General features: G+C 57.0%; 19 protein-coding genes. 15 read left to right on the top strand and 4 right to left on the bottom strand.

The genetic code is table 11. The features are described from left to right. The first annotated feature begins 52 nt into the window (after positions 1 to 52). On the top strand, positions 53 to 862 hold the full coding sequence (locus tag ACYCZJ_RS01015; protein WP_461552359.1) for a hypothetical protein: 810 nt from the start codon (positions 53 to 55) through the stop codon (positions 860 to 862). A gap of 11 nt (positions 863 to 873) precedes the next feature. Beyond that, the gene (locus ACYCZJ_RS01010; RefSeq protein WP_461552358.1) at positions 874 to 1,377 is read left to right on the top strand and encodes a TlpA disulfide reductase family protein; all 504 of its coding nucleotides are present in this window, start codon (positions 874 to 876) and stop codon (positions 1,375 to 1,377) included. A gap of 2 nt (positions 1,378 to 1,379) precedes the next feature. Here ACYCZJ_RS01010 and ACYCZJ_RS01005 read toward each other — a convergent pair whose 3' ends face one another. Genes ACYCZJ_RS01005 through ACYCZJ_RS00995 form a run of 3 tightly spaced genes read right to left on the bottom strand, consistent with a single transcriptional unit; the run spans position 1,380 to position 4,176 of the window. Continuing rightward, positions 1,380 to 1,829, bottom strand: a complete 450-nt coding sequence (locus ACYCZJ_RS01005; RefSeq protein WP_461552357.1) for a chromate resistance protein ChrB domain-containing protein — start codon at positions 1,827 to 1,829, stop codon at positions 1,380 to 1,382. A 35-nt stretch (positions 1,830 to 1,864) separates the two neighbouring features. Next, a complete protein-coding gene (chrA, locus tag ACYCZJ_RS01000; protein WP_461552356.1) occupies positions 1,865 to 3,214 on the bottom strand; it encodes a chromate efflux transporter in 1,350 nt (449 codons plus the stop codon). A gap of 11 nt (positions 3,215 to 3,225) precedes the next feature. Beyond that, positions 3,226 to 4,176: a chromate resistance protein ChrB domain-containing protein gene (locus ACYCZJ_RS00995; protein ID WP_461552355.1), complete on the bottom strand. Its 951-nt coding sequence runs from the start codon at positions 4,174 to 4,176 to the stop codon at positions 3,226 to 3,228. An 84-nt stretch (positions 4,177 to 4,260) separates the two neighbouring features. Here ACYCZJ_RS00995 and ACYCZJ_RS00990 point away from each other — a divergent pair, with 84 nt between their 5' ends. The 6 genes from ACYCZJ_RS00990 to ACYCZJ_RS00965 are packed head-to-tail and all read left to right on the top strand — an operon-like array spanning position 4,261 to position 10,931. After that, complete coding sequence (locus ACYCZJ_RS00990) at positions 4,261 to 5,220, top strand: AAA family ATPase (protein ID WP_461552354.1); 960 nt, start codon at positions 4,261 to 4,263, stop codon at positions 5,218 to 5,220. Positions 5,221 to 5,238: 18 nt separating this feature from the next. Continuing rightward, a complete protein-coding gene (locus ACYCZJ_RS00985; RefSeq protein ID WP_461552353.1) occupies positions 5,239 to 6,216 on the top strand; it encodes a DUF58 domain-containing protein in 978 nt (325 codons plus the stop codon). Then, on the top strand, positions 6,213 to 6,659 hold the full coding sequence (locus tag ACYCZJ_RS00980; protein ID WP_461552352.1) for a hypothetical protein: 447 nt from the start codon (positions 6,213 to 6,215) through the stop codon (positions 6,657 to 6,659). Before ACYCZJ_RS00985 ends, ACYCZJ_RS00980 begins: the two co-directional genes overlap by 4 nt. Next, on the top strand, positions 6,614 to 7,630 hold the full coding sequence (locus tag ACYCZJ_RS00975) for a VWA domain-containing protein (protein WP_461552351.1): 1,017 nt from the start codon (positions 6,614 to 6,616) through the stop codon (positions 7,628 to 7,630). The genes ACYCZJ_RS00980 and ACYCZJ_RS00975 overlap by 46 nt, the downstream gene beginning before the upstream one ends. Beyond that, positions 7,549 to 9,432 (top strand): vWA domain-containing protein, encoded by a 1,884-nt coding sequence (locus ACYCZJ_RS00970; RefSeq protein ID WP_461552350.1) that lies wholly within the window; start codon positions 7,549 to 7,551, stop codon positions 9,430 to 9,432. Before ACYCZJ_RS00975 ends, ACYCZJ_RS00970 begins: the two co-directional genes overlap by 82 nt. Then, entirely contained in the window at positions 9,429 to 10,931 is a 1,503-nt protein-coding gene (locus ACYCZJ_RS00965) for a BatD family protein (protein ID WP_461552349.1), read from the top strand. The genes ACYCZJ_RS00970 and ACYCZJ_RS00965 overlap by 4 nt, the downstream gene beginning before the upstream one ends. 5 nt (positions 10,932 to 10,936) lie before the next feature. Here ACYCZJ_RS00965 and ACYCZJ_RS00960 read toward each other — a convergent pair whose 3' ends face one another. Next, on the bottom strand, positions 10,937 to 11,242 hold the full coding sequence (locus tag ACYCZJ_RS00960; RefSeq protein WP_461552348.1) for a hypothetical protein: 306 nt from the start codon (positions 11,240 to 11,242) through the stop codon (positions 10,937 to 10,939). 283 nt (positions 11,243 to 11,525) lie between these two features. On the opposite strand from ACYCZJ_RS00960, the gene ACYCZJ_RS00955 reads away from it, so the two are divergent. From ACYCZJ_RS00955 to ACYCZJ_RS00925, 7 genes are all read left to right on the top strand, one after another. After that, the gene (locus ACYCZJ_RS00955) at positions 11,526 to 14,405 is read left to right on the top strand and encodes a molybdopterin oxidoreductase family protein (protein WP_461552347.1); all 2,880 of its coding nucleotides are present in this window, start codon (positions 11,526 to 11,528) and stop codon (positions 14,403 to 14,405) included. Between the two features lie 70 nt (positions 14,406 to 14,475). Then, positions 14,476 to 15,171 carry a 4Fe-4S dicluster domain-containing protein gene (locus ACYCZJ_RS00950; RefSeq protein ID WP_461552346.1) on the top strand — a complete coding sequence of 232 codons (696 nt, stop codon included), beginning with the start codon at positions 14,476 to 14,478 and terminating at the stop codon, positions 15,169 to 15,171. 30 nt (positions 15,172 to 15,201) lie between these two features. Then, complete coding sequence (locus ACYCZJ_RS00945) at positions 15,202 to 16,137, top strand: dimethyl sulfoxide reductase anchor subunit family protein (RefSeq protein ID WP_461552345.1); 936 nt, start codon at positions 15,202 to 15,204, stop codon at positions 16,135 to 16,137. 85 nt (positions 16,138 to 16,222) lie between these two features. Beyond that, complete coding sequence (locus ACYCZJ_RS00940; RefSeq protein ID WP_461552344.1) at positions 16,223 to 16,546, top strand: rhodanese-like domain-containing protein; 324 nt, start codon at positions 16,223 to 16,225, stop codon at positions 16,544 to 16,546. 90 nt (positions 16,547 to 16,636) lie between these two features. Next, complete coding sequence (locus tag ACYCZJ_RS00935; protein ID WP_461552343.1) at positions 16,637 to 16,864, top strand: sulfurtransferase TusA family protein; 228 nt, start codon at positions 16,637 to 16,639, stop codon at positions 16,862 to 16,864. 89 nt (positions 16,865 to 16,953) lie between these two features. Further along, positions 16,954 to 17,463 (top strand): sulfur carrier protein DsrE2, encoded by a 510-nt coding sequence (gene dsrE2 / locus ACYCZJ_RS00930; protein ID WP_461552342.1) that lies wholly within the window; start codon positions 16,954 to 16,956, stop codon positions 17,461 to 17,463. Between the two features lie 262 nt (positions 17,464 to 17,725). Beyond that, positions 17,726 to 18,409, top strand: coding sequence for a 4Fe-4S dicluster domain-containing protein (locus ACYCZJ_RS00925; RefSeq protein ID WP_461552341.1), 684 nt, complete (start codon positions 17,726 to 17,728; stop codon positions 18,407 to 18,409). Positions 18,410 to 18,412: the final 3 nt, after the last annotated feature.

Here is an 18,412-nt window from a genome sequence, read left to right as displayed (position 1 = left end):
CACAAGAGCGGTTATTTTGCCTGAACGTCCAAATGCCATGCAGGTCTTCTTTATGCGTTTTTCGAGATTCAGTGAATTATCCCGGCCTTTACATGGCTGGCTGGTTTATTTGTGGATACTGGTAGCACTGAGTAGCGGTCACGTACAGGCCGCTGCACATGAACAGAATAAACAATGGAAGTCGCCCTCCGGTGCGGTGCTGAGTTATGGCGTTTACCCTGCACAAGGCCGTAACCGTTTGCTATGGATGGGCGCTGAATACGGTGAACAACGCTACGAGCAGGCCGCAGCCAGATATTTTGCAGCGCACGGCGTTGAAGTGTGGCTGGTAGACAATTTATCTGCCTACGATTTGCCGGATCTGCGCAGCAGTCGCGACAAGGTGCCGGCTTCCGACATGCAGGCACTGCTGCAATTTGCGTTGCAGGATGGCAAGCAACTCGCGCTCGCTGGTGCGGGAACGAATGTGATCCCATTGCTCAATGGCGTACAACTGTTACAGCAGGCGGAGCATGCAAAAAATGCCAAAACCAGGTCATTCGGCGCGGTGCTGATCTATCCGGATCTGATCAAGGAAGTGGATACGGGCGCTGCGCTGCATTTTTTGCCTGCAACCAGCCATGTCCGGCTCAATATCGCATTGCTGCAACCGCAGCAATCCCCGCGTTTCTGGTGGTTGGATAAACTGAAAGGCACGTTGCAGCACGGGGGAAGCAAAGTCAGCATCACGGTTTTACCCGGGGTGCGCGATGGTTTCTATGAGCGGCCGAATCAAAGCCAGCACGAAATGAATGAAGCCAAAAAACTTGGAAAAATCATGTTCAATGCCTGGCGCAAACTAGCGACAGATACCTCTACTTAACGGAACCCATCATGCGCGTGCTACTTGCTTTCACCCTGAGTCTGTTCATCGTATTTGCCCACGCAGCCGATACCGGCTTGCACGCTGTTGCACCGTATCCGGCCAAAGCGCTTGCGCTGTCGGATATGAGCGGCAAAAAATTTGACCTTGCAAGTTACCGCGGACGAGTTGTCCTGGTAAATTTCTGGGCGACCTATTGCCCGCCCTGTCTCAAGGAAATGCCCTCGATGGAGCGCTTGCAGAAGCGCATGGCCGGTAAGCCCTTCGCGATTTTGTCGGTAAATGTGGGTGAACAAAACAGAGACGTGCAGGCTTTTCTCAAGCGGGTGCCTGTTACTTTTCCCATCTTGATGGATCGTGAAGCCAGCCGGTTGAAAGCGTGGAAAGCCTTTGCTCTGCCCTCCAGCTTTGTGGTGGATGCACAGGGTCGCGTGCGTTACGTCATGTTCGGTGGTACGGAATGGGATGAACCCGATGCCCTGGGAAAACTCATGGCGCTGCTGCCCGCACACTAGTTTCAAGCGGGCGGCCAGTTGTGGGTTTCCGCCCGTCCTTCACGACACCAGGCATAGAGTGCATCGTAGATCACCATGCCGTGCCTGAGCATTTCATGGTCGTCCGAAAAGCAGCGTGACAAGCCCAGTGAAATCGCCAGCAAACCCGCTGCTTCGGGGGCGAGATCCGGACGCGCGGTGTCCGCGCCGCGCACGATCAGCGCGAGTTGTTGTAATCCGGGCTCGTCGAGATGGTGTTTTATCAGAAAGGCATCGAAGCTGCATAGTTCGCCGTCATGACCATACTCCACGCCGGAAATATCATAGGGAACCGCCCCGGTTTGTGCGGCCACCTCCAGTACTTCGCTTGCCGGCACGTACAGAAATTGCGGCGCTTCATCGATAAAGCGCGCAATCAGCCATGGACAGGCGATGCGATCGATTTTTGGATGTTCTCTGGTGACCCATTTCATGGTTACATTCCAGTCCCGGTTAGTGTTGAACAGGTTCAAGCAAGCATTGAGTAACCCAGCCCGAGCAGGGCACAGGCGCCGATAACTTTCACCACGCCGGCCTGGTAGCGCCATAGGGCGATGAAAGCGGCGGTACCCAGCAACGCTGAAAACCACTCGAACTGGCCCGAGAACGGTGCGGTCTTGATCGCCGCAGGCCACAGCGTATGCCAGGCAAAGAACACGGCGAGATTCAGAACCACCCCCACGACGGCAGCGGTGATGGCGGTAAGCGGTGCGGTGAACTTGAGGTCGCCGTGGGTGCGTTCCACCAGCGGTCCGCCGGCCAGAATGAACAGAAAGCTGGGCAGGAAGGTGAAGAAAGTCGCCACGCCGGCACCGGCGGCCCCGGCCCAGAACAGCGTATCGGGACCGAACAGCGCCTTGCTCCAGCCGCCGATGAAGCCGACGAAAGCCACCACCATGATGAGCGGTCCGGGCGTGGTTTCTCCCAGCGCCAGCCCGTCTATCATCTGGTGCGTGGTGAGCCACTGGTAATGTTCGACGCCACCCTGATAGACGTAGGGCAGTACTGCATAGGCGCCGCCGAAGGTCACCAGCGCGGCCTTGGTGAAGAACTCACCCATGGTGAACAGGGTTGACTGGCCGGACAGCAGCGCCATCACGCTGCCCCACAGCACCAAACCAATGATCACCAATGCTGACAGCCGGGCCCAGGAAAAGCGTGCATGGCTGGGGGTGGGCGTGTGGTCGTCGATCAGCGCAGCACCGTAGTCTCTGCCGGAGGTACCATGGCCGCCTGCAGCCTTGAATTTGTCCGGCATGAATTTGCCGCCAGCCATGCCCAGTATTGCCGCACCCAGCACGATGTAGGGGAAGGGAATATCGAGCGCGAAAATGGCGACAAAAGCGGCTGCCGCAATCGCCCACAGCACGCCATGCCGGAGCGCGCGCGTGCCGATGCGGTAGGCTGCGAACACGACAATGGCGGTGACTGCGGGTTTGATGCCATACAGAATCCCTGCCACAACGGGCAGGCTGCCGAATGATACATATACCCAGGTGAGCGCAATCAGGATCAGTAACGAGGGCAGCACGAACAGCACGCCCGCCGCGACCCCGCCTTTCACCCCGTGCATCAGCCAGCCGATGTAAGTGGCGAGCTGCTGCGCTTCCGGTCCGGGCAGCAGCATGCAGTAATTCAGCGCATGCAGAAAGCGCCGCTCGGAAATCCAGCGGCGCCGTTCCACCAGTTCCAGGTGCATCATGGCAATCTGCCCGGCCGGGCCGCCGAAGCTGATGAAACCGAGCTTGAGCCAGTATTTGAGCGATTCGCCAAAGCCGACTGGCGCGGGTGCGGTGTCGAGGATGGTTTCAGGAGGCATGGCTTGCCCTGTTATGAAGGGGTGAATGCTGCATACAGGTCATCGAATAGCCTGGAGGTTTCAGTGTGTAGCGTACTGTCGTCAGGGCAGCGCGTTTGCATGGCTTTGAGCAGGGTTTCCAGCCCGGCGGCTTCCGCCACCGGAATGCCGCCTACATCCATGTAATGCACCAGTACGCCAATGCGGCTCAGTGCCGGGTCATGCTCCAGATTGAAACTGGCAAGCAGCACTTCGAATGTGACCCGATTGCCGATATGAGTGAAAGTGGCGCCGTCAAAATCGAAGCCGAGCGCGTCATCCGGACAATCCTGCGGCCGCTTCAGCCACATGAATACCGGCTGGCGATCGATAAAACGCTGGATCAGCCAGGCGCTGGCCATGCGATCCACCCACAGGTGCCGGCGCGTGGCCCAGGTGCGATTCTGGTATTCGGTGCTCGGCAGGCGCCGGATGCTGCCTGCTGCTGCATGGGGTTCGTCCGGGTTGGTGTGCGCCTGATAAGCTGCTTCCGCCTGCGCCAGCTCTGCGGCGATTTGCTCGCGCGCAGCGGCCGGGAAATAATCAATGGCGGCGATGGCCTCGAAATCGCGCCGCAGGCGGCCAAGTGTGCGTTTGGCCGCCATGGCATCGAGCGTGGCTAAGCTGTGAATGAAAGCGTCAAGCGCATTTTTCAGTTCAGTGTATTCTGCGGTGCGATCAAACAGCGCGCGGAACGCGGCAGCTTGCTGTGGGTCGGTGGCGCGGACCTCCACTACCTGCGCAGTGCCGCCCGCAGCAAGTGTCTCGGCGGCTTGGGCCTGGAGTGCCGGTCTTGCGGACAGATGATTCGGCAGCAGATACACGCCATCGCGCAGCACGGCGCAGCCCAAGGCTTTCAGCGCACGCCAGATGCGCATGCGGGCGGTAGCATTACGGGTAGGAAGGCTGATGATCAGTGCCAGCCAGGAATCGTCGTGGTTCATATTAACTATTCTACATAAATGTAGATTATATTACACTAACGTAATAATCTCGCGTGACGGTGTACTCTCCAAAATCAGGAACGAATGATGCTAAATCAACCCAAAATCATCGCGCTACGCCAGTCTCTGGAAAATACCATCGTCGGTCAGTCGGCCTTGCTCGACCGGCTGGTCATCGGACTGCTGACCGGCGGGCATCTGCTGCTGGAAGGTTTGCCAGGTCTGGCCAAAACCACGGCGGTGAAAGCGTTGGCGGGAGCAGTCCACGCCCGTTTTCAGCGCATCCAGTTCACTCCCGATCTGCTTCCCGGCGATCTGACCGGCACCGATATCTACAATCCCCAGGAAGGCAGCTTCTGCTTTGTCGAGGGGCCGCTGTTCCATGAAATCATTCTGGCGGACGAAATCAACCGGGCACCGGCCAAAGTGCAGTCGGCCTTGCTCGAAGCCATGCAGGAACACCAGATCACGGTGGGTGGGGTAACCCGGCCGTTGCCGCCGCTGTTCATGGTCCTGGCCACGCAAAACCCGCTGGAGCAGGCGGGCACCTACCCTCTGCCGGAGGCGCAGCTCGACCGCTTTCTGTTGCATGTCGAGCTGACCTATCCGAGTGCGGAGGATGAGTTGCGCATACTGCAACGCGACCGTATGGGCAACGCTGCCGACACGGAATACCTGCCTAAAGTGGATGTGCAGACCGTGCTGGCGGCGCGCGAGGAAGTGAGAAAGATTCATCTGGACGCTGCACTGGAACGCTATATCGTGACCCTGGTCGGCGCGACGCGCGATATTGCGCACTGGCTGCCGGATCAGGCCGGCATGATTGAGGTCGGCGCCAGCCCGCGCGCTTCCCTTGCAATCGCCCACGCGGCCTGCGGCCATGCGTATTTGCAGGGCAGGGAATATGTCATCCCGGACGATATTCATGCGGTCGCCGCAGATTGCCTGCGCCATCGCATCATCCCGAGCTTTAACGCACGCATGGAAAACGTGTCGCGCAATAACCTGCTCCAGGCTTTGCTGAATGCGGTACCGGTCCCTTAACCCGCTGTGAAAGCATCATTGGCTAAGCTGGCCTCACTCGGGCAGCGCCTGGTTGCCCTGAGCGTCGGCCGGCCCGCTGCGGCGGACACGCATGCGCCGTTGCTGGATGCAGAAGAACTCGCCCAACTGATGCATCGTATCCAGGCACAACAGGCAGCGCCCTATTTCAGGGAGTCGCAGCATCGCCACGCCGGGGATTTTCGCTCGGTGTATCTGGGCAGCGGTCTGGATTTCGAGGAGGCGCGGCCCTATCAGGCTGGGGACGACGTGCGCGGCATGGATTGGCGCACCACGGCGCGCACCGCCCGGCCACACATCAAGATTTACCGGGAAGAGCACCAGCCTGCCTTGCATGTGGTGATCGACCGCGGCCCGAGCATGCGTTTCGGCACCCGCACCAGACTGAAAGTGGCGCAAGCCGCGCGCATTGCCGCCACGCTTGGATTTGGCGCTGCGCGGGCCAATACCTGTATCGGCGGCACGCTCTGGCAACCCGACGCGATGACGCTGCCCTGTCGCAATGGCACAGCGGGCGCAATGCAACTGGCGCAGGCGGCGATTGCACCCTGCCCTCCACTGACGGATCCGGTTGCTGCGGCAATGCCGCTCCTGCATGCCTTGCTCGACCGGCTGGATGCGCAATTGCCGCGCGGTTCCAACGTGGTGTTGATCAGCGATTTCCATGCACTGTGCGAGGCGGACATGCCTGCGCTGCTGTGTCTGGCCAGCCGCCACCAGGTGCAGGCAGTTCAGGTGCTGGATGTGACTGAGCAGGCGTTGCCCAATGTCGGCCTGATCGCATTCCAGGATGTGGCTTCCACGGCGCGCTGCTGGGTAGACACCGGCAGGCGCGAGGTGCGTGCGGCGTATCAGGCGCAGGCCAGCAGCAGCCAGGCCGCACAGCAGGCGCTGTTTCGACGCATCGGCGTGCGCCTGCATTGTCTGCTGGCCGACGCCGACCCGTATGCGCTGTTGCAAGAAATGCGTCTGCCATGAATGACCCAACCAGCGGTTTGATCGACATCATCGAGCCGGTCAGGCCGGTGCTCGTTGTTGCCAGCTACAGCGCGTGGTGGCTGGTTTTGGCGCTGGCGGCGCTGGTGCTGCTGGGATTATGGATGCGCTGGCGCGGACGTGGTGTCCGTGCCTGCCGCAAACGTCTGCAGCAACTCCGGCAGGCCTGCGCCACAGGCCGTGTAAGTCAGCACGCGGCGGCCTATCGCCTGGCATCCGAGCTGCGGCTGGGATTGCAACTGCAGCAGCTAAATGCGGACTTGCCGCCGCCTGCGTTGCCGGTAGCCGAACACCCCGGCTGGGCAGAAGCCATAGCCCGTCTGGATACGTTGCGTTATCAGGCCGGAGCCGGTCTGGAAGAGAGTGAATGGACGCGCTTATGCAACCAGGTCGACATCTGGCTGAAGCGGGCGGGCCGATGCTGAATCTGGCGCAACCAATCTGGCTGGTTTTGTCATTGCCCCTGCTCGTACTTGCCGTGCTGCGTTGGCGGCGTGAACGTGTCAGCCAGGAACCGGCCAGTGTGGCGTTGATTCATCCCCAGTTGGAGTTGCTGGCGCGCAGCCAGGTTGCGCAGCCCGGCGGACGGTTTGTGCGCTGGCTGGATTTGCTAGCACAGCTCTGTCTGGTGTTGGCCTTGGCGCAGCCGCAATGGATCGGCGCCTGGCTGCCGGAAACTCCGCAAGGACGCGAAATCGTGCTGCTGGTGGATACTTCCCGAACCATGAGCATCACCGATTTTGAACTGGGCGGCCAGCCGGTGGAACGTCTGGCTGTACTCAAAGACATCGTTACGCGCTTTGTGGCAGGACGCCGGGGCGATCGTTTCGGACTGATTGCATTTGGCAGCGTGGCCGGTACGCTGGTGCCACCGACGTTTGACCGGGATCTGGTGAGCGCCATGCTGGCGCGTCTGCGAGTCGGTATTGCCGGTGACGATACGGCCATCGGTGACGCCATCGGACTGGCGCTCAAGCAATTGCGGGCGCAGCCGCGCCTGCGTCCGGCGCTGATCCTGTTTACTGATGGCGACAGTACCGCAGGCGATATCACCCCCGGCGAGGCAGTCGCGCTGGCGCGCCACATGGGGGTGCCGATTTACACCGTGCAGATTGGCGGCGACCTGTTTGCCGCCGGGCGTCCCAAGGCACCCGCCAAAACCGTTAGCGAACCGGGACTTGCGCAAATCGCCGCTGCAACCGGCGGACGTTATTATCAGGCGGGCAATCATGGTGCGCTGCAAAGTGTCATCCACGACATCGGCCAGCGTGAAAAAACTGTCGTGCGCCCTGCCACCCGCCGGGTGGTGCAGGAATGGTATTTGCTGCCGCTGTTGCTGGCGGTGGGGCTGTTGAGCCTGGCGCGACTGAGTGCGATACGGCGGGTGACGGTATGACCGGTCTGGGCGAACTGACGCAACTGGACTGGCGCAACCCATGGCGGCTGATGCTGGCCTTGCAACCGCTGTTGATGGCAATGCTGCTGCACTGGCGTCGCGGACGTGTGCTGCATTATGCCGATGCGCACCTGCTGCCATGGGCAGTGCGCGGTACATTCGGCGTGTCGTCCAATGGACGCCGCGTTGTCAATATGCTGGCGTGGCTGTTGCTGGCCTGCGCCGCCGCCGGGCCGCGCCTGCCGCTGCTGACCACGCCGGAACACAGGATCGCAGCGTTGCACCATGAGCTGAATGTGATGGTGGTGCTGGATGTATCGCCTTCCATGCTGGCGCAGGATGTGTCGCCGCAACGTCTGCAGCGTGCCCGATTGAAGTTGCTCGATTTATTGCCGCGTCTGCATGGCGAACGGCTCGGGCTGATCGTGTTTTCCGGCAGCGCCGGCCTGTTGCTGCCACTCACCCGCGACATGGATGCTGTGCGCGCCGATTTGCCGCTGGCACAGCCCGGCCTGTTGGATATGCCGGGCAGCAATATCGCCGCTGCGCTCAAGCTGGCGCAGCAAACACTGCTGGCGCAAAGCCCGGGCAAGCGCGGCGCAGTGCTGCTACTTACCGATGGTGATGCCGGCGCGCTCTCCGGTACGGCGGGCGCCGCAGCACTGGAGGCCGCGCGCAGTTTGCAACGGGTTGACCTGCCGCTGTATGTACTGGGAGTGGGAACACCCGCTGGAGCGACTGTTCCCCTGCCCGATGGCGGTGTGGTCGAGCAGGACGGCAGCGCGGTGACCAGCCGCCTGGATGAGAACGGTTTCGCCACGCTGGCGCGCCTCGGCGGCGGCGCCTACCAAACCGTGCAGGATGGCGATGCTGACTGGGAGGCCTTGTACGATCGCGGCATTTTGGGTTTGCCCGGCAATCCGCACCCGGTAGATCCGGCGCAAACCTGGCGTGAGTTGTACGCATGGTGTCTGCTGCCGGCATGGTTGCTGCTGCTATATCTGCATTTTCCGCTGCGGTGGTGCGCCATCCGGCCTGAGGTCGCGGGGTGGCTGCTGGTGGGCATGGTGGCGTGGGGCGGGGTGGTGCCGAATGTGCGCGCCGCCGACGCCGACACCGCGCAGGCGGCCTATGCTGCTTACCGTAGCGGCAATTATGTCGAGGCGCAGGCGTTGTATGGGCGTATGCAGGGTTACCCGGCTCGCATGGGCGCCGGTGCCGCGGCGTATCGACGGCGCGATTATGTCGCGGCAATCGGTCAATTCACCAGCGCGATGCTGGCAGCGCAAAACGCGCCGATGCGCGCCGATGCGCTATATAACCTGGGCAACAGTTATTTCGCGGCAGGTAATTTTCGTGCAGCGGCAGACGCGTATCAGGGGGTGCTGAGTTCGCGCCCGCGCGACGCCAATGCCCGCGCCAATCTGGCGCTCACGGCGGGGCGGCTGGCGGGGGCCGGCAAGCGCGCCGCATCCGGTGCCGGCATACCCGGGCGGCGTGGTAGCCAGGTTGGCGGCGAGTTGAATCAGCCGATCGATAATCAGCCGGTCACAATTGTGGATTCGGATAAAAAAACTTCACCGGAAATGGATTCATCCGACCAGCGGTCGGCAGCATATCAAGCCGCTTTGAATAGCCGTATTGCGGCGTCGTCTGCTATGTCAGCGTCAGGGCAGGTTACGCGCGTGGTATTGAAAAAGCTTGAACTAACCTCAGACAAAAACCTTTCCATCCAGAAACAGTTGCTGCAGCTGGACGCACACTACGATGACCAGCATTATGGAGCTTTGCTGCCGTGGTGAAATGGTTGAAATGGTCTTGTTTCATGTTGCTGGCATTGCCGGCATGGGCCAGTGCCGCATTGGTGGCGTATATGGATAGGAATGAAATTACGCTGGGCGAACCGGTGACCGCCACTGTGAGTAGCGATCTGGCCAAGCCATCACTGGATGACCTGAAGCTGAATGCGCTGCAGGCGGATTTTGATATCTATCGTCGTAGCAGCGACACCCGGACTCAAGCCATCGGCGGCAGGCTTATCACCAGTCAAACCATGACACTGGTGCTGTATCCGTTGCATGATGGTCGCGTGCTATTCCCCGCTTTGCATTGGGGCGGCGCCAGCAGTCTTCCGCTGGCATTGCGGGTGCGCGCTTCCGGCGCAGATGTTCCGCATGTGCAATTCAAACTGACGCTACAGCCCGGACGACTGTTTGTGCGTCAAAGTGCCAGGCTGGTATTGGATATCTACGATGATGGGAGTTTGCAATGGTCGCCGCTCTGGTTGCCGCCTCCGGCCGGGGTGCATGTGCGCGAATTGGCGCCGTCTCAGCGCGAAGAGGTGGTCAAGGGCGTGCCCCTCACCGTGCATCGCCGTAGCTGGGCCATCATGCCGTTACGCGCCGGCACAAGTGAAGTGAAGCTACCCATGCTGGAAGCCCTGAAATTTGGTGAGCGACTGCGTTATGTGCTGCCATCACTGCAATTCGATACCCTTCCGGCACCGGCATATCTGCCGGTGTATGTGCCCCTTGGCAAGCTCGAGGTGAGTTCACATCCGCCCGTTGGCACGTTGGTACTCAACCGCCCGGTGAACTGGACACTTGTTGTGCAGGGTGCGGGGCTGAGTGCAGAGGGACTGGCCAAATTGTTGCCATCGTTCGCAGATACTGATGCGATACACTTTTACCCGGCACAAATCGATCCGCTAGGCGAGGCCGGCACATTGGTACAGACTTGGCGAGTGCTCCTGCCATTCAAACCGTTACGTGCCGGCAACATGCAGCTGCCTGCATTGACTTTGCCGTATTATGATCCGGCGCATAATCGCCTTGAATCTGTCGTTATCCGGTCCGCAGTGTTGATGGTAGTAAATCCGCTCTGGCATGAATTTGCCCGGTCTGTGCTGATTGCCGGGATATTGATCGCATTGGCATGGCTCACCTACATAGGGTGGCAAGGATACCGGCGCTGGCTGGCGCGACATGGATCCTTGCGCAAGCTTGAGGCAGCAATTAATTGCGCAGAATTGAGTCAGGCCTTGCTGAATTTTGATTGGGGTATGGGTCGTTTGCGCGTTGTCACATTAACGCAGTGGCTGCAGGCAATGACACTGCGTAATGGTGAAAATGCAGCGCTACGGCAATTGGTGCTGCAATTGCAAGTTTGCTGCTATGGTGTAGTAAGCGAAACCGAAGTGAATTACCTTCGCTTGCATGAATCTGCGCGAAAGCTGATGAGGGTGCCAGGGCGCAATAAAAAACGGAGCGCTTGGCTCCGTTTTCACATGCATTCAAACTGACTTGTTTACTTGCCCATGTGCGGGGAAGAAGAATAACGCTCCATCACCGAGCGATCTTTCCAGACTTTTTCATCCAGTACGGCGGATGGAATGAAAAACTGATTTTCCTTATCCACGGCTTTTTCCTTGACGATCTTGAGGACGTCGGCATAGGCAATTTTGTGCAGCAGGCCACCGCTGTCGGTCATGCGCGCAATCATGTTGGCGTCAAACATTTTGTAAACGTAGATGTTGGCGGGACGCATTTTCCCGTCTGGAGTACGCCAGGTAATGGTGTAACGGGTGTTTTCCTTGAAGTTGCTCTTGTCCACTGCGAAACTCCTGTAATTGCTGAGCGCATGCTCGATTGGAACCCAAGTGCCAATGCAACCCGGCACAGAAATATTAAGGTATAGAAATCTCTAATACTCTAACATGGAATGCCGGGGCTCACAATTGTGCGGGTGGGGCCGCATAAGCCAAAATAAAATTGCTACCAAAAATATTTATGGGGCTATAAAATGAGCGGTTTGCCTAGTTGGTAGAATATAAGCGACAATATTAGAAGAAAATAATACGCTACTATTTACTCAATTCATAATAATCAATTAGTTAATGAACGCTATCGTCAAAATCGAAAATCACGACAAACAGGAAATCAAGTTTACGACCTGTTATATGTGCGCCTGCCGTTGCGGTATCAAAGTTACTTTGGAAGAGGACAAGGTCCGTTTCATTCAGGGTAACCGCAACCATCCAACCAACCAGGGTGTACTGTGCGCCAAGGGCTCCGCCGGGATCATGAAGCAATATTCCGCCGCCAAGTTGCGCAAGCCGTTACTGCGCAAGCCGGGGTCCGAGCGCGGCGATGGGGAGTTTGTCGAAATCGAGTGGGATGAAGCACTGGAAATGCTCACTGAGCGCTTGGGCAACATTCGGGCGACAGATCCTTCCAAGCTGGCTTTTTTCACAGGCCGTGACCAGATGCAGGCCTTGACCGGTCTTTGGGCGCAGCAATTCGGTACACCCAACTGGGCGGCGCATGGCGGTTTTTGTTCGGTCAATATGGCGGCTGCCGGGCTATATTCCATCGGCTTCTCGTTCTGGGAATTCGGCGCACCGGACTGGGATTACGCCAAGTATTTCATCATGTGGGGGGTGGCCGAAGACCATTCCTCCAATCCGATCAAGATCGGCCTGGAAAAGCTCAAGCGCCATGGCGGCAAGTTCGTCTCAGTGAATCCGGTACGCACCGGCTACTCCGCCATCGCCGACGAATGGATTCCCATCAAGCCCGGCATGGATGGACTGCTGGCCTTGTCGGTGGTGCATGTGCTGCTGTCGCGCGAGTTGTTCGACTGGGAATTCCTGATTCGTTATACCAATTGCGCCTGGCTGGTCGTCGATACGCCTGGGCAGCAGGGCAACGGACTGTTTTTGCGCGACGAGGCGGGCAACCCGCTGGTGTGGGATCTGGAAAAGAAAACCTTCGTCAACGGTTTGGACAAGGACATCGCACCGGCGCTGTTCGGCGATTTTGTAGCACCTGATGGCCGCCCGGTACGCACCGTGATGAGCCTCACCGCCGAGCGTTACCTGGACGACCGCTACGCGCCGGCCAACGTTGCCGAAGAATGCGGTGTGCCCGCCGAAACCATTGAACGCATGGCGCTGGAAATGGCGCATGTCGCGTTCAAGGAGACTGTCGAACTGGATATCGAGTGGACCGATAGCTGGGGACGCAAACACGACAAGGTGATTGGCCGCCCGGTGGCGATGTACGCCATGCGCGGTATTGCGGCGCACTCCAATGGCTTTCACGCTTGCCGCGCGGTGCATTTGATCCAGATGCTGCTGGGTGCGCTGGACGGCCCGGGCAATTTCCGTGCGCGCGCGCCTTACCCCAAGCCGGTGCCGCCGCATCAGCTGCCGGAAAACAATCTTGACGTGATCAATGCGCCCAATACGCCGCTGTCGCGTACGCCGCTCGGTTTCCCGATGCGCCCCGAAGATCTGGTGATTGATGCAGATGGCAATCCGTTGCGCATCGACAAGGCGTACTCCTGGGAGATTCCGATTGCTTCGCACGGCCTCATGCACATGGTGATCACCAATGCCACCAACCATGACCCGTATGCGATCGATACCTTGATGCTGTTCATGTCCAACATGGCGTGGAATTCCACCATGAACACCAAAAATGTTCAGGACATGCTGCGCGAGAAAGACCCGGAAGAGCCCGGCCAGCACAAGATTCCGTTTCTGGTGGTGGTGGATGCGTTCCATTCCGAAATGGTCAACTTTGCCGATCTGGTATTGCCGGATACCACGTATCTGGAGCGTCACGACACCATTTCGTTGCTGGATCGACCGATTTCCGAGCCGGATGCGGCCGCCGATGCGATTCGCTACCCGCTGATCAAGCTTGACCGTGACGTGCGCCCGTGGCAGGAAGTGCTGGTGGAAATGGCTTCGCGTCTGAAATTCCCGGCATTTACCAACGCGGACGGGACGCGCAAGTTCAAGGATTACCCTGATTTCATCGTCAACTACGAGCGTTCTCCGGGCGTGGGTTTCCTGGCCGGATGGCGTGGCAAGAACGGCGAAAAATCGCTCAAAGGCGAGCCGAATCCGAAGCAGTGGGAAAAATACATCGAGAACGAGTCGTTCTTCGCGCATCACTGGCCGGATAGCCAGAAATATAACCGTTTCGCCAATAAAGAATATCTGGATGTCGCGGCGGAGGTGGGTTTCATCGGCAAGTCGGAACCCATCATCATGCAGGTTTACTCCGAACCGCTGCAAAAATTCCGTTTGGCAGGGCAGGGCTTGTACGATGGCCCGCAGCCTAACAATCAAACTGACCGCGAACGCTTGGCCAAGTATTTTGACCCGTTACCGCTATGGTATAAGCCGCTCGAGCAGGCCCGTGTGGACGAGAATGAATACCCGTTCTTTGCGCTGACTCAGCGTCCCATGCTGATGTACCATTCCTGGGATTCGCAGAACGTGTGGTTGCGCCAAATTCTGGCACAAAACTACATGTACATGAATCGTGGCCAGGCTGCACGTATGGGCTTGCAGGACGATGACTGGATCTGGGTCGAGTCGCATAACGGCAAAATCCGCTGCCAGATGCGTACCATGGAAGGAACACAGGAAAACACTGTCTGGACCTGGAACGCCATCGGCAAGCAGGGCGGTGCATGGGGCCTGAAGCCGAATGCCTCGGAAGCCACTAAAGGCTTTCTGCTGAACCACCTGATTTCCGAATTGTTGCCGGCCAAACAGGGTGAGCGTCGCATTACCAACTCCGATCCGGTCACCGGCCAGGCGGCTTGGTTCGATTTGCGCGTCAAAATCTCCAAAGCCGCTCCCGGTGAAGAAGGCAGCTGGCCGGAATTCCCGGCGCTCAAACCTTTGCCGTGGGACGATGGCAAGCGTCCGGATACGTTGCGCTATAGTACCCGTAGCGACGACAAGCCCAGCGAATAATAATCATTAGCCGACCCCTGATTCGCCGGGTGGCATTGCCGCCCGGCTTGATTAATTTGAAAGTATCAATATGAGACTTGGACTCGTTATCGATCTCGACGTATGCGTGGGCTGCCATGCTTGCGCCATCGCCTGTAAGGAATGGAACGCTTCTGGCACCACGGCGCCTCTGACGGACTACCAGCCCTATGGTGCGGAGCCTTCAGGCGTCTGGTTTAATCGGATTCGTAGCTACGAAGTGGGTGAATACCCTAACAACAAAACCATCAATTTCCCCATGTCGTGCATGCATTGTGAAGACGCAGACTGCGTCACCGTATGCCCTACTGGAGCCTCTTACAAGCGAGCCGAAGATGGTATCGTGCTGGTGGATCAAAACAAGTGCATGGGCTGCAATTATTGCTCATGGGCCTGTCCCTATGGTGCGCGTGAGCTGGATCGCGAATCCGGAACCATGAAAAAATGTACCCTGTGCGTGGATCGTATCTATGACTTGCAAATCCCCATTGAAGAGCGCCAGCCTGCCTGCGTGCTTACTTGTCCGGCGCATGCGCGCATGTTTGGTGATCTGGATGACCCGGGCTCGGCCGTGAGTAGTGTTGTACGTGAACGTGGCGGCTATCAATTAATGCCTGAACTGGGCTATAACCCGACCAATCATTATTTACCGGTACGTAAAGCCAAGCCGATCCCAACCGAGAACCTGGGTAAACCCGGTTTCAAGGATAAAATCAAAGGTATCGCTAATCGTATTGTAAAGCGTTAATTTCGCGCACTTGTCATAAGGGAATTTCGAATGCATCCCGCATTTTCTGTTATTTTTTTTACAGTCAGCTCCGGAGCCGGCTTTGGTTTGTTTGCTTTGCTGTATCTGATGGACCTGTTTGGCCTGGACGGCGGATTGCCCATTGAGCAAAAGCTGGTGGCCGGCATTCTGGCGCTGGTTCTGGTGGCGGCGGGTCTGACTTCGTCCATGTTCCACCTTGCCAACCCGAAAAATGCCTGGCGGGCCTTCAGCCGCTTCCGCACCTCGTGGCTGTCACGTGAAGGCGTATTCGCAATGGCATTTTATCCCTTTGCGATACTTTACCTGGGGCTAACCTGGTTGGTGTTGCCCGAACTGGAGGTGTTGCGTCTCGTTGCCGGTGCCGTTGCCGCATTGTTGGCATGGATCACCATTTTTAGTACGGGCATGATCTATGGGTGTTTGAAGACCATCCGACAATGGAATTCTCCGTTGGTGCCTGCCAATTATCTTGCCTTGGGGCATTTTACCGGAGCGTTGCTCTTGCTGGCGGTGGCAAGTAATAGTCAGGTTGTGCTGGCAGGTTATATTTCACTGGTGCTGGCATTGCTTGTGGTGGCTGCTGCATTGAAGGCGATTTATTATTTCTGGATTGCGAGTCCCGGAACAGGGTCCACCATTAAAACAGCTACCGGCTTTACCCGCGGGACGGTCAGATTGCTGGATACGGGGCATACTCATGGCACGTTCCTCACTCAGGAGTTCGGTTTTCAGGTGGCACGCAAATTTTCTTTGGCGCTGAAGATTTGCGTTTTTATAGCTGGATTCGTGATGCCTGCGCTGATTTTGACGCTAGATGGCAGTGTGGTTATCGCGATCTATGCGGCCGTCCTGACGGCATTTCTGGGTATGGTGGCAGAGCGTTGGTTGTTCTTTGCAGAGGCGAGGCATGTCATCAATTTATATCATGGCGCCCAACATTGTTGAAACAAAACCTTAATAGAGTATTTGCAGAACAGTAGTATTTTGCTATATTAGCATTCTTTAAATCGTTGCAGCGGAGCAGGTGAATATGTACGGCTTCAAGGAAGTGGACGCAGCAGGTCTGGAAACGTTGAAAACCGCGGGTACGTATGTACTAATCGATGTGCGTACGGACGCCGAAGTGTCACGCGGTATGATCGATAACGCCATGCACCTCCCGCTGCACTTACTGCCAATCAAAGTGCAGGGCATTCCGCAGGACAAGCCGGTGGTGTTTTATTGCCAGTCTGGTGGCCGTTCGGCGCAAGCGTGTGCTTTTTTGGCGGCCAAGGGTTTTGAAAATGTATATAATTTACAGGGCGGCATTATGGGCTGGATGCGTTCTGGAAAACCGCTGGCGGCCATGGCATGAGGATATTCATGTAGTTGCAATTTCTGCCTTCCTGGTTTATGTTTCACCGTTTGTTTTCCATTTTTTAGTAAATACTGAGGAGATTTCAAGATGAATTTTGATAAAGAACTCGACGCTCGCGGCCTGAATTGCCCGCTGCCTATTCTGCGTTGTAAAAAATCGCTGGCTGATATGCCTAGCGGACAGGTTTTAAAAATTGTTGCGACTGATCCGGGCGCAATCAAGGATTTTCAGGCTTTTTCAAAGCAGACTGGCAATGAGTTGCTGTCTTCCGCCGAAGGTGGTGGCGAGTACACATTCTTCATGAAAAAGAAGTAATCAATTAAAAAAAATAATTTGTGGGTTGGGTGGTAAGGGTTCAAAACAAGAACGTAAAGTCTCAACTTTAAACATTTTAGGAGGCAGATATGGATCAGAAAAAACTCGCTATCATTGCAACCAAAGGCACGCTGGACTGGGCCTATCCACCGTTTATTCTGGCATCGACAGCTGCGGCGCTGGATTATGAAACCCAGATCTTTTTTACGTTTTATGGTTTGCAGCTGCTTCGTAAAGATCTGTCTGTCCTCAAGGTCAGTCCGCTAGGTAACCCGGGTATGCCGATGAAGATGCCTTTTGGGCCCAAGTGGTTCCGCGGCTTGAATTGGAATATCCCCAATGCGGTACAGTCGCTGGTACCGGGCTATGAATCAGTGGCCACCAGCCTGATGAAGCAGACCATTAAAAACAATGGTGTGGCGACCATCCCGGATTTACGTGAAATGTGCCAGGAAGCGGACGTCAAATTCCTTGCCTGCCAGATGACGGTGGAGCTGTTCGGCTTTGAGCACGGCGATTTCATCGATGGCTTGGAATACGGTGGCGCCGCCACGTTTTTCGAATTCGCCGGTGAGTCGGATATTTGTTTGTATATTTAATTGAGCGTTGTCACGTACGGAATTTTGCGTCACAACCAGGTAGCTAAGGCCGGAGACACAATCCCCGGCTGTTCACCGAAACGGTTTGGTTGACCATGCCAAACTGTCAGTTCAACGGAACGCCAGTGCGTGCCGTCTGTCGAAGCTTTGTTAGGTTTGATCCGGCTTGATTTGGTCAGGCTTGAAATTTTACACACTTGGTGTATGGTAATACCATATTATTTTTGTCAACTATTTGGCATGGTTAACCGAAGGGGTGCATATGGCAACTTACGCTGAAATGCGCGAAATTTATGACGATATTCGTAGCGATTTCCGCTACGATCATGAGTTGAACGGCTGCCTGAATTGCGGTATTTGCACCGCTACGTGTCCGTCTGCTCAATTTTATGATTACAGCCCACGCGAGATCGTTCAGCTGCTCTGGACCGAAAACGTCGAGCAGATTTATGACGCAATGCAGGAAAAGATCTGGGCGTGCGCCCAGTGCATGACTTGTGCAGCCCGCTGCCCGTTCAAGAATTCCCCGGGTGGTCTGGTCATGATCATGCGTGAGGTGTCCATCAAGCACGGGATGCAATCTGCCAAAGACGTGCTGCGCCCATTTGGACGGGTGATGCTCAAGTTGATTACAACGGGTAATCAGCTTTCGCCGGATATGATTCAGCCGGATCATTTCCCGGATTGGGGTCCGAACATCCAGAAAGTCGAAGGTGATCTCAAGACGCTGCGCAAGGCAATCCCGGTGCGCACATTGCAGACCACGGATACGGCTTGGGAAGTCTCGCTGAAAACCTCGGTTGAGATGTATACCATTTGGGAAATGACCGGGGTACTGTCCTCGCTGGAAGCGATGGATGAAAACCTGTTTGACGTGATCGAAGATTTTATCGACGAAAAGCGCGAAGAGTACGAAGAATGGCTGGAAGAGCAGGATGGCGACTAAATG

It is taken from the genome of Sulfuriferula sp. (assembly GCF_054605375.1).
The sequence above is the reverse complement of the archived record's forward strand: the minus strand, read 5'-3'. Positions and strand labels throughout refer to the sequence as shown.

What these genes read in the sequence shown, in the direction of transcription:
- ACYCZJ_RS01015 (WP_461552359.1), top strand. Translation starts at nt 53, where the DNA reads ATGCGTTTTTCGAGATTCAGTGAATTATCCCGGCCTTTACATGGCTGG.
- ACYCZJ_RS01010 (WP_461552358.1), top strand. Translation starts at nt 874, where the DNA reads ATGCGCGTGCTACTTGCTTTCACCCTGAGTCTGTTCATCGTATTTGCC.
- ACYCZJ_RS01005 (WP_461552357.1), bottom strand. Translation starts at nt 1,829, where the DNA reads ATGAAATGGGTCACCAGAGAACATCCAAAAATCGATCGCATCGCCTGT.
- chrA (WP_461552356.1), bottom strand. Translation starts at nt 3,214, where the DNA reads ATGCCTCCTGAAACCATCCTCGACACCGCACCCGCGCCAGTCGGCTTT.
- ACYCZJ_RS00995 (WP_461552355.1), bottom strand. Translation starts at nt 4,176, where the DNA reads ATGAACCACGACGATTCCTGGCTGGCACTGATCATCAGCCTTCCTACC.
- ACYCZJ_RS00990 (WP_461552354.1), top strand. Translation starts at nt 4,261, where the DNA reads ATGATGCTAAATCAACCCAAAATCATCGCGCTACGCCAGTCTCTGGAA.
- ACYCZJ_RS00980 (WP_461552352.1), top strand. Translation starts at nt 6,213, where the DNA reads ATGAATGACCCAACCAGCGGTTTGATCGACATCATCGAGCCGGTCAGG.
- ACYCZJ_RS00975 (WP_461552351.1), top strand. Translation starts at nt 6,614, where the DNA reads ATGCAACCAGGTCGACATCTGGCTGAAGCGGGCGGGCCGATGCTGAAT.
- ACYCZJ_RS00970 (WP_461552350.1), top strand. Translation starts at nt 7,549, where the DNA reads ATGGTATTTGCTGCCGCTGTTGCTGGCGGTGGGGCTGTTGAGCCTGGC.
- ACYCZJ_RS00955 (WP_461552347.1), top strand. Translation starts at nt 11,526, where the DNA reads ATGAACGCTATCGTCAAAATCGAAAATCACGACAAACAGGAAATCAAG.
- ACYCZJ_RS00950 (WP_461552346.1), top strand. Translation starts at nt 14,476, where the DNA reads ATGAGACTTGGACTCGTTATCGATCTCGACGTATGCGTGGGCTGCCAT.
- ACYCZJ_RS00945 (WP_461552345.1), top strand. Translation starts at nt 15,202, where the DNA reads ATGCATCCCGCATTTTCTGTTATTTTTTTTACAGTCAGCTCCGGAGCC.
- ACYCZJ_RS00940 (WP_461552344.1), top strand. Translation starts at nt 16,223, where the DNA reads ATGTACGGCTTCAAGGAAGTGGACGCAGCAGGTCTGGAAACGTTGAAA.
- ACYCZJ_RS00935 (WP_461552343.1), top strand. Translation starts at nt 16,637, where the DNA reads ATGAATTTTGATAAAGAACTCGACGCTCGCGGCCTGAATTGCCCGCTG.
- dsrE2 (WP_461552342.1), top strand. Translation starts at nt 16,954, where the DNA reads ATGGATCAGAAAAAACTCGCTATCATTGCAACCAAAGGCACGCTGGAC.
- ACYCZJ_RS00925 (WP_461552341.1), top strand. Translation starts at nt 17,726, where the DNA reads ATGGCAACTTACGCTGAAATGCGCGAAATTTATGACGATATTCGTAGC.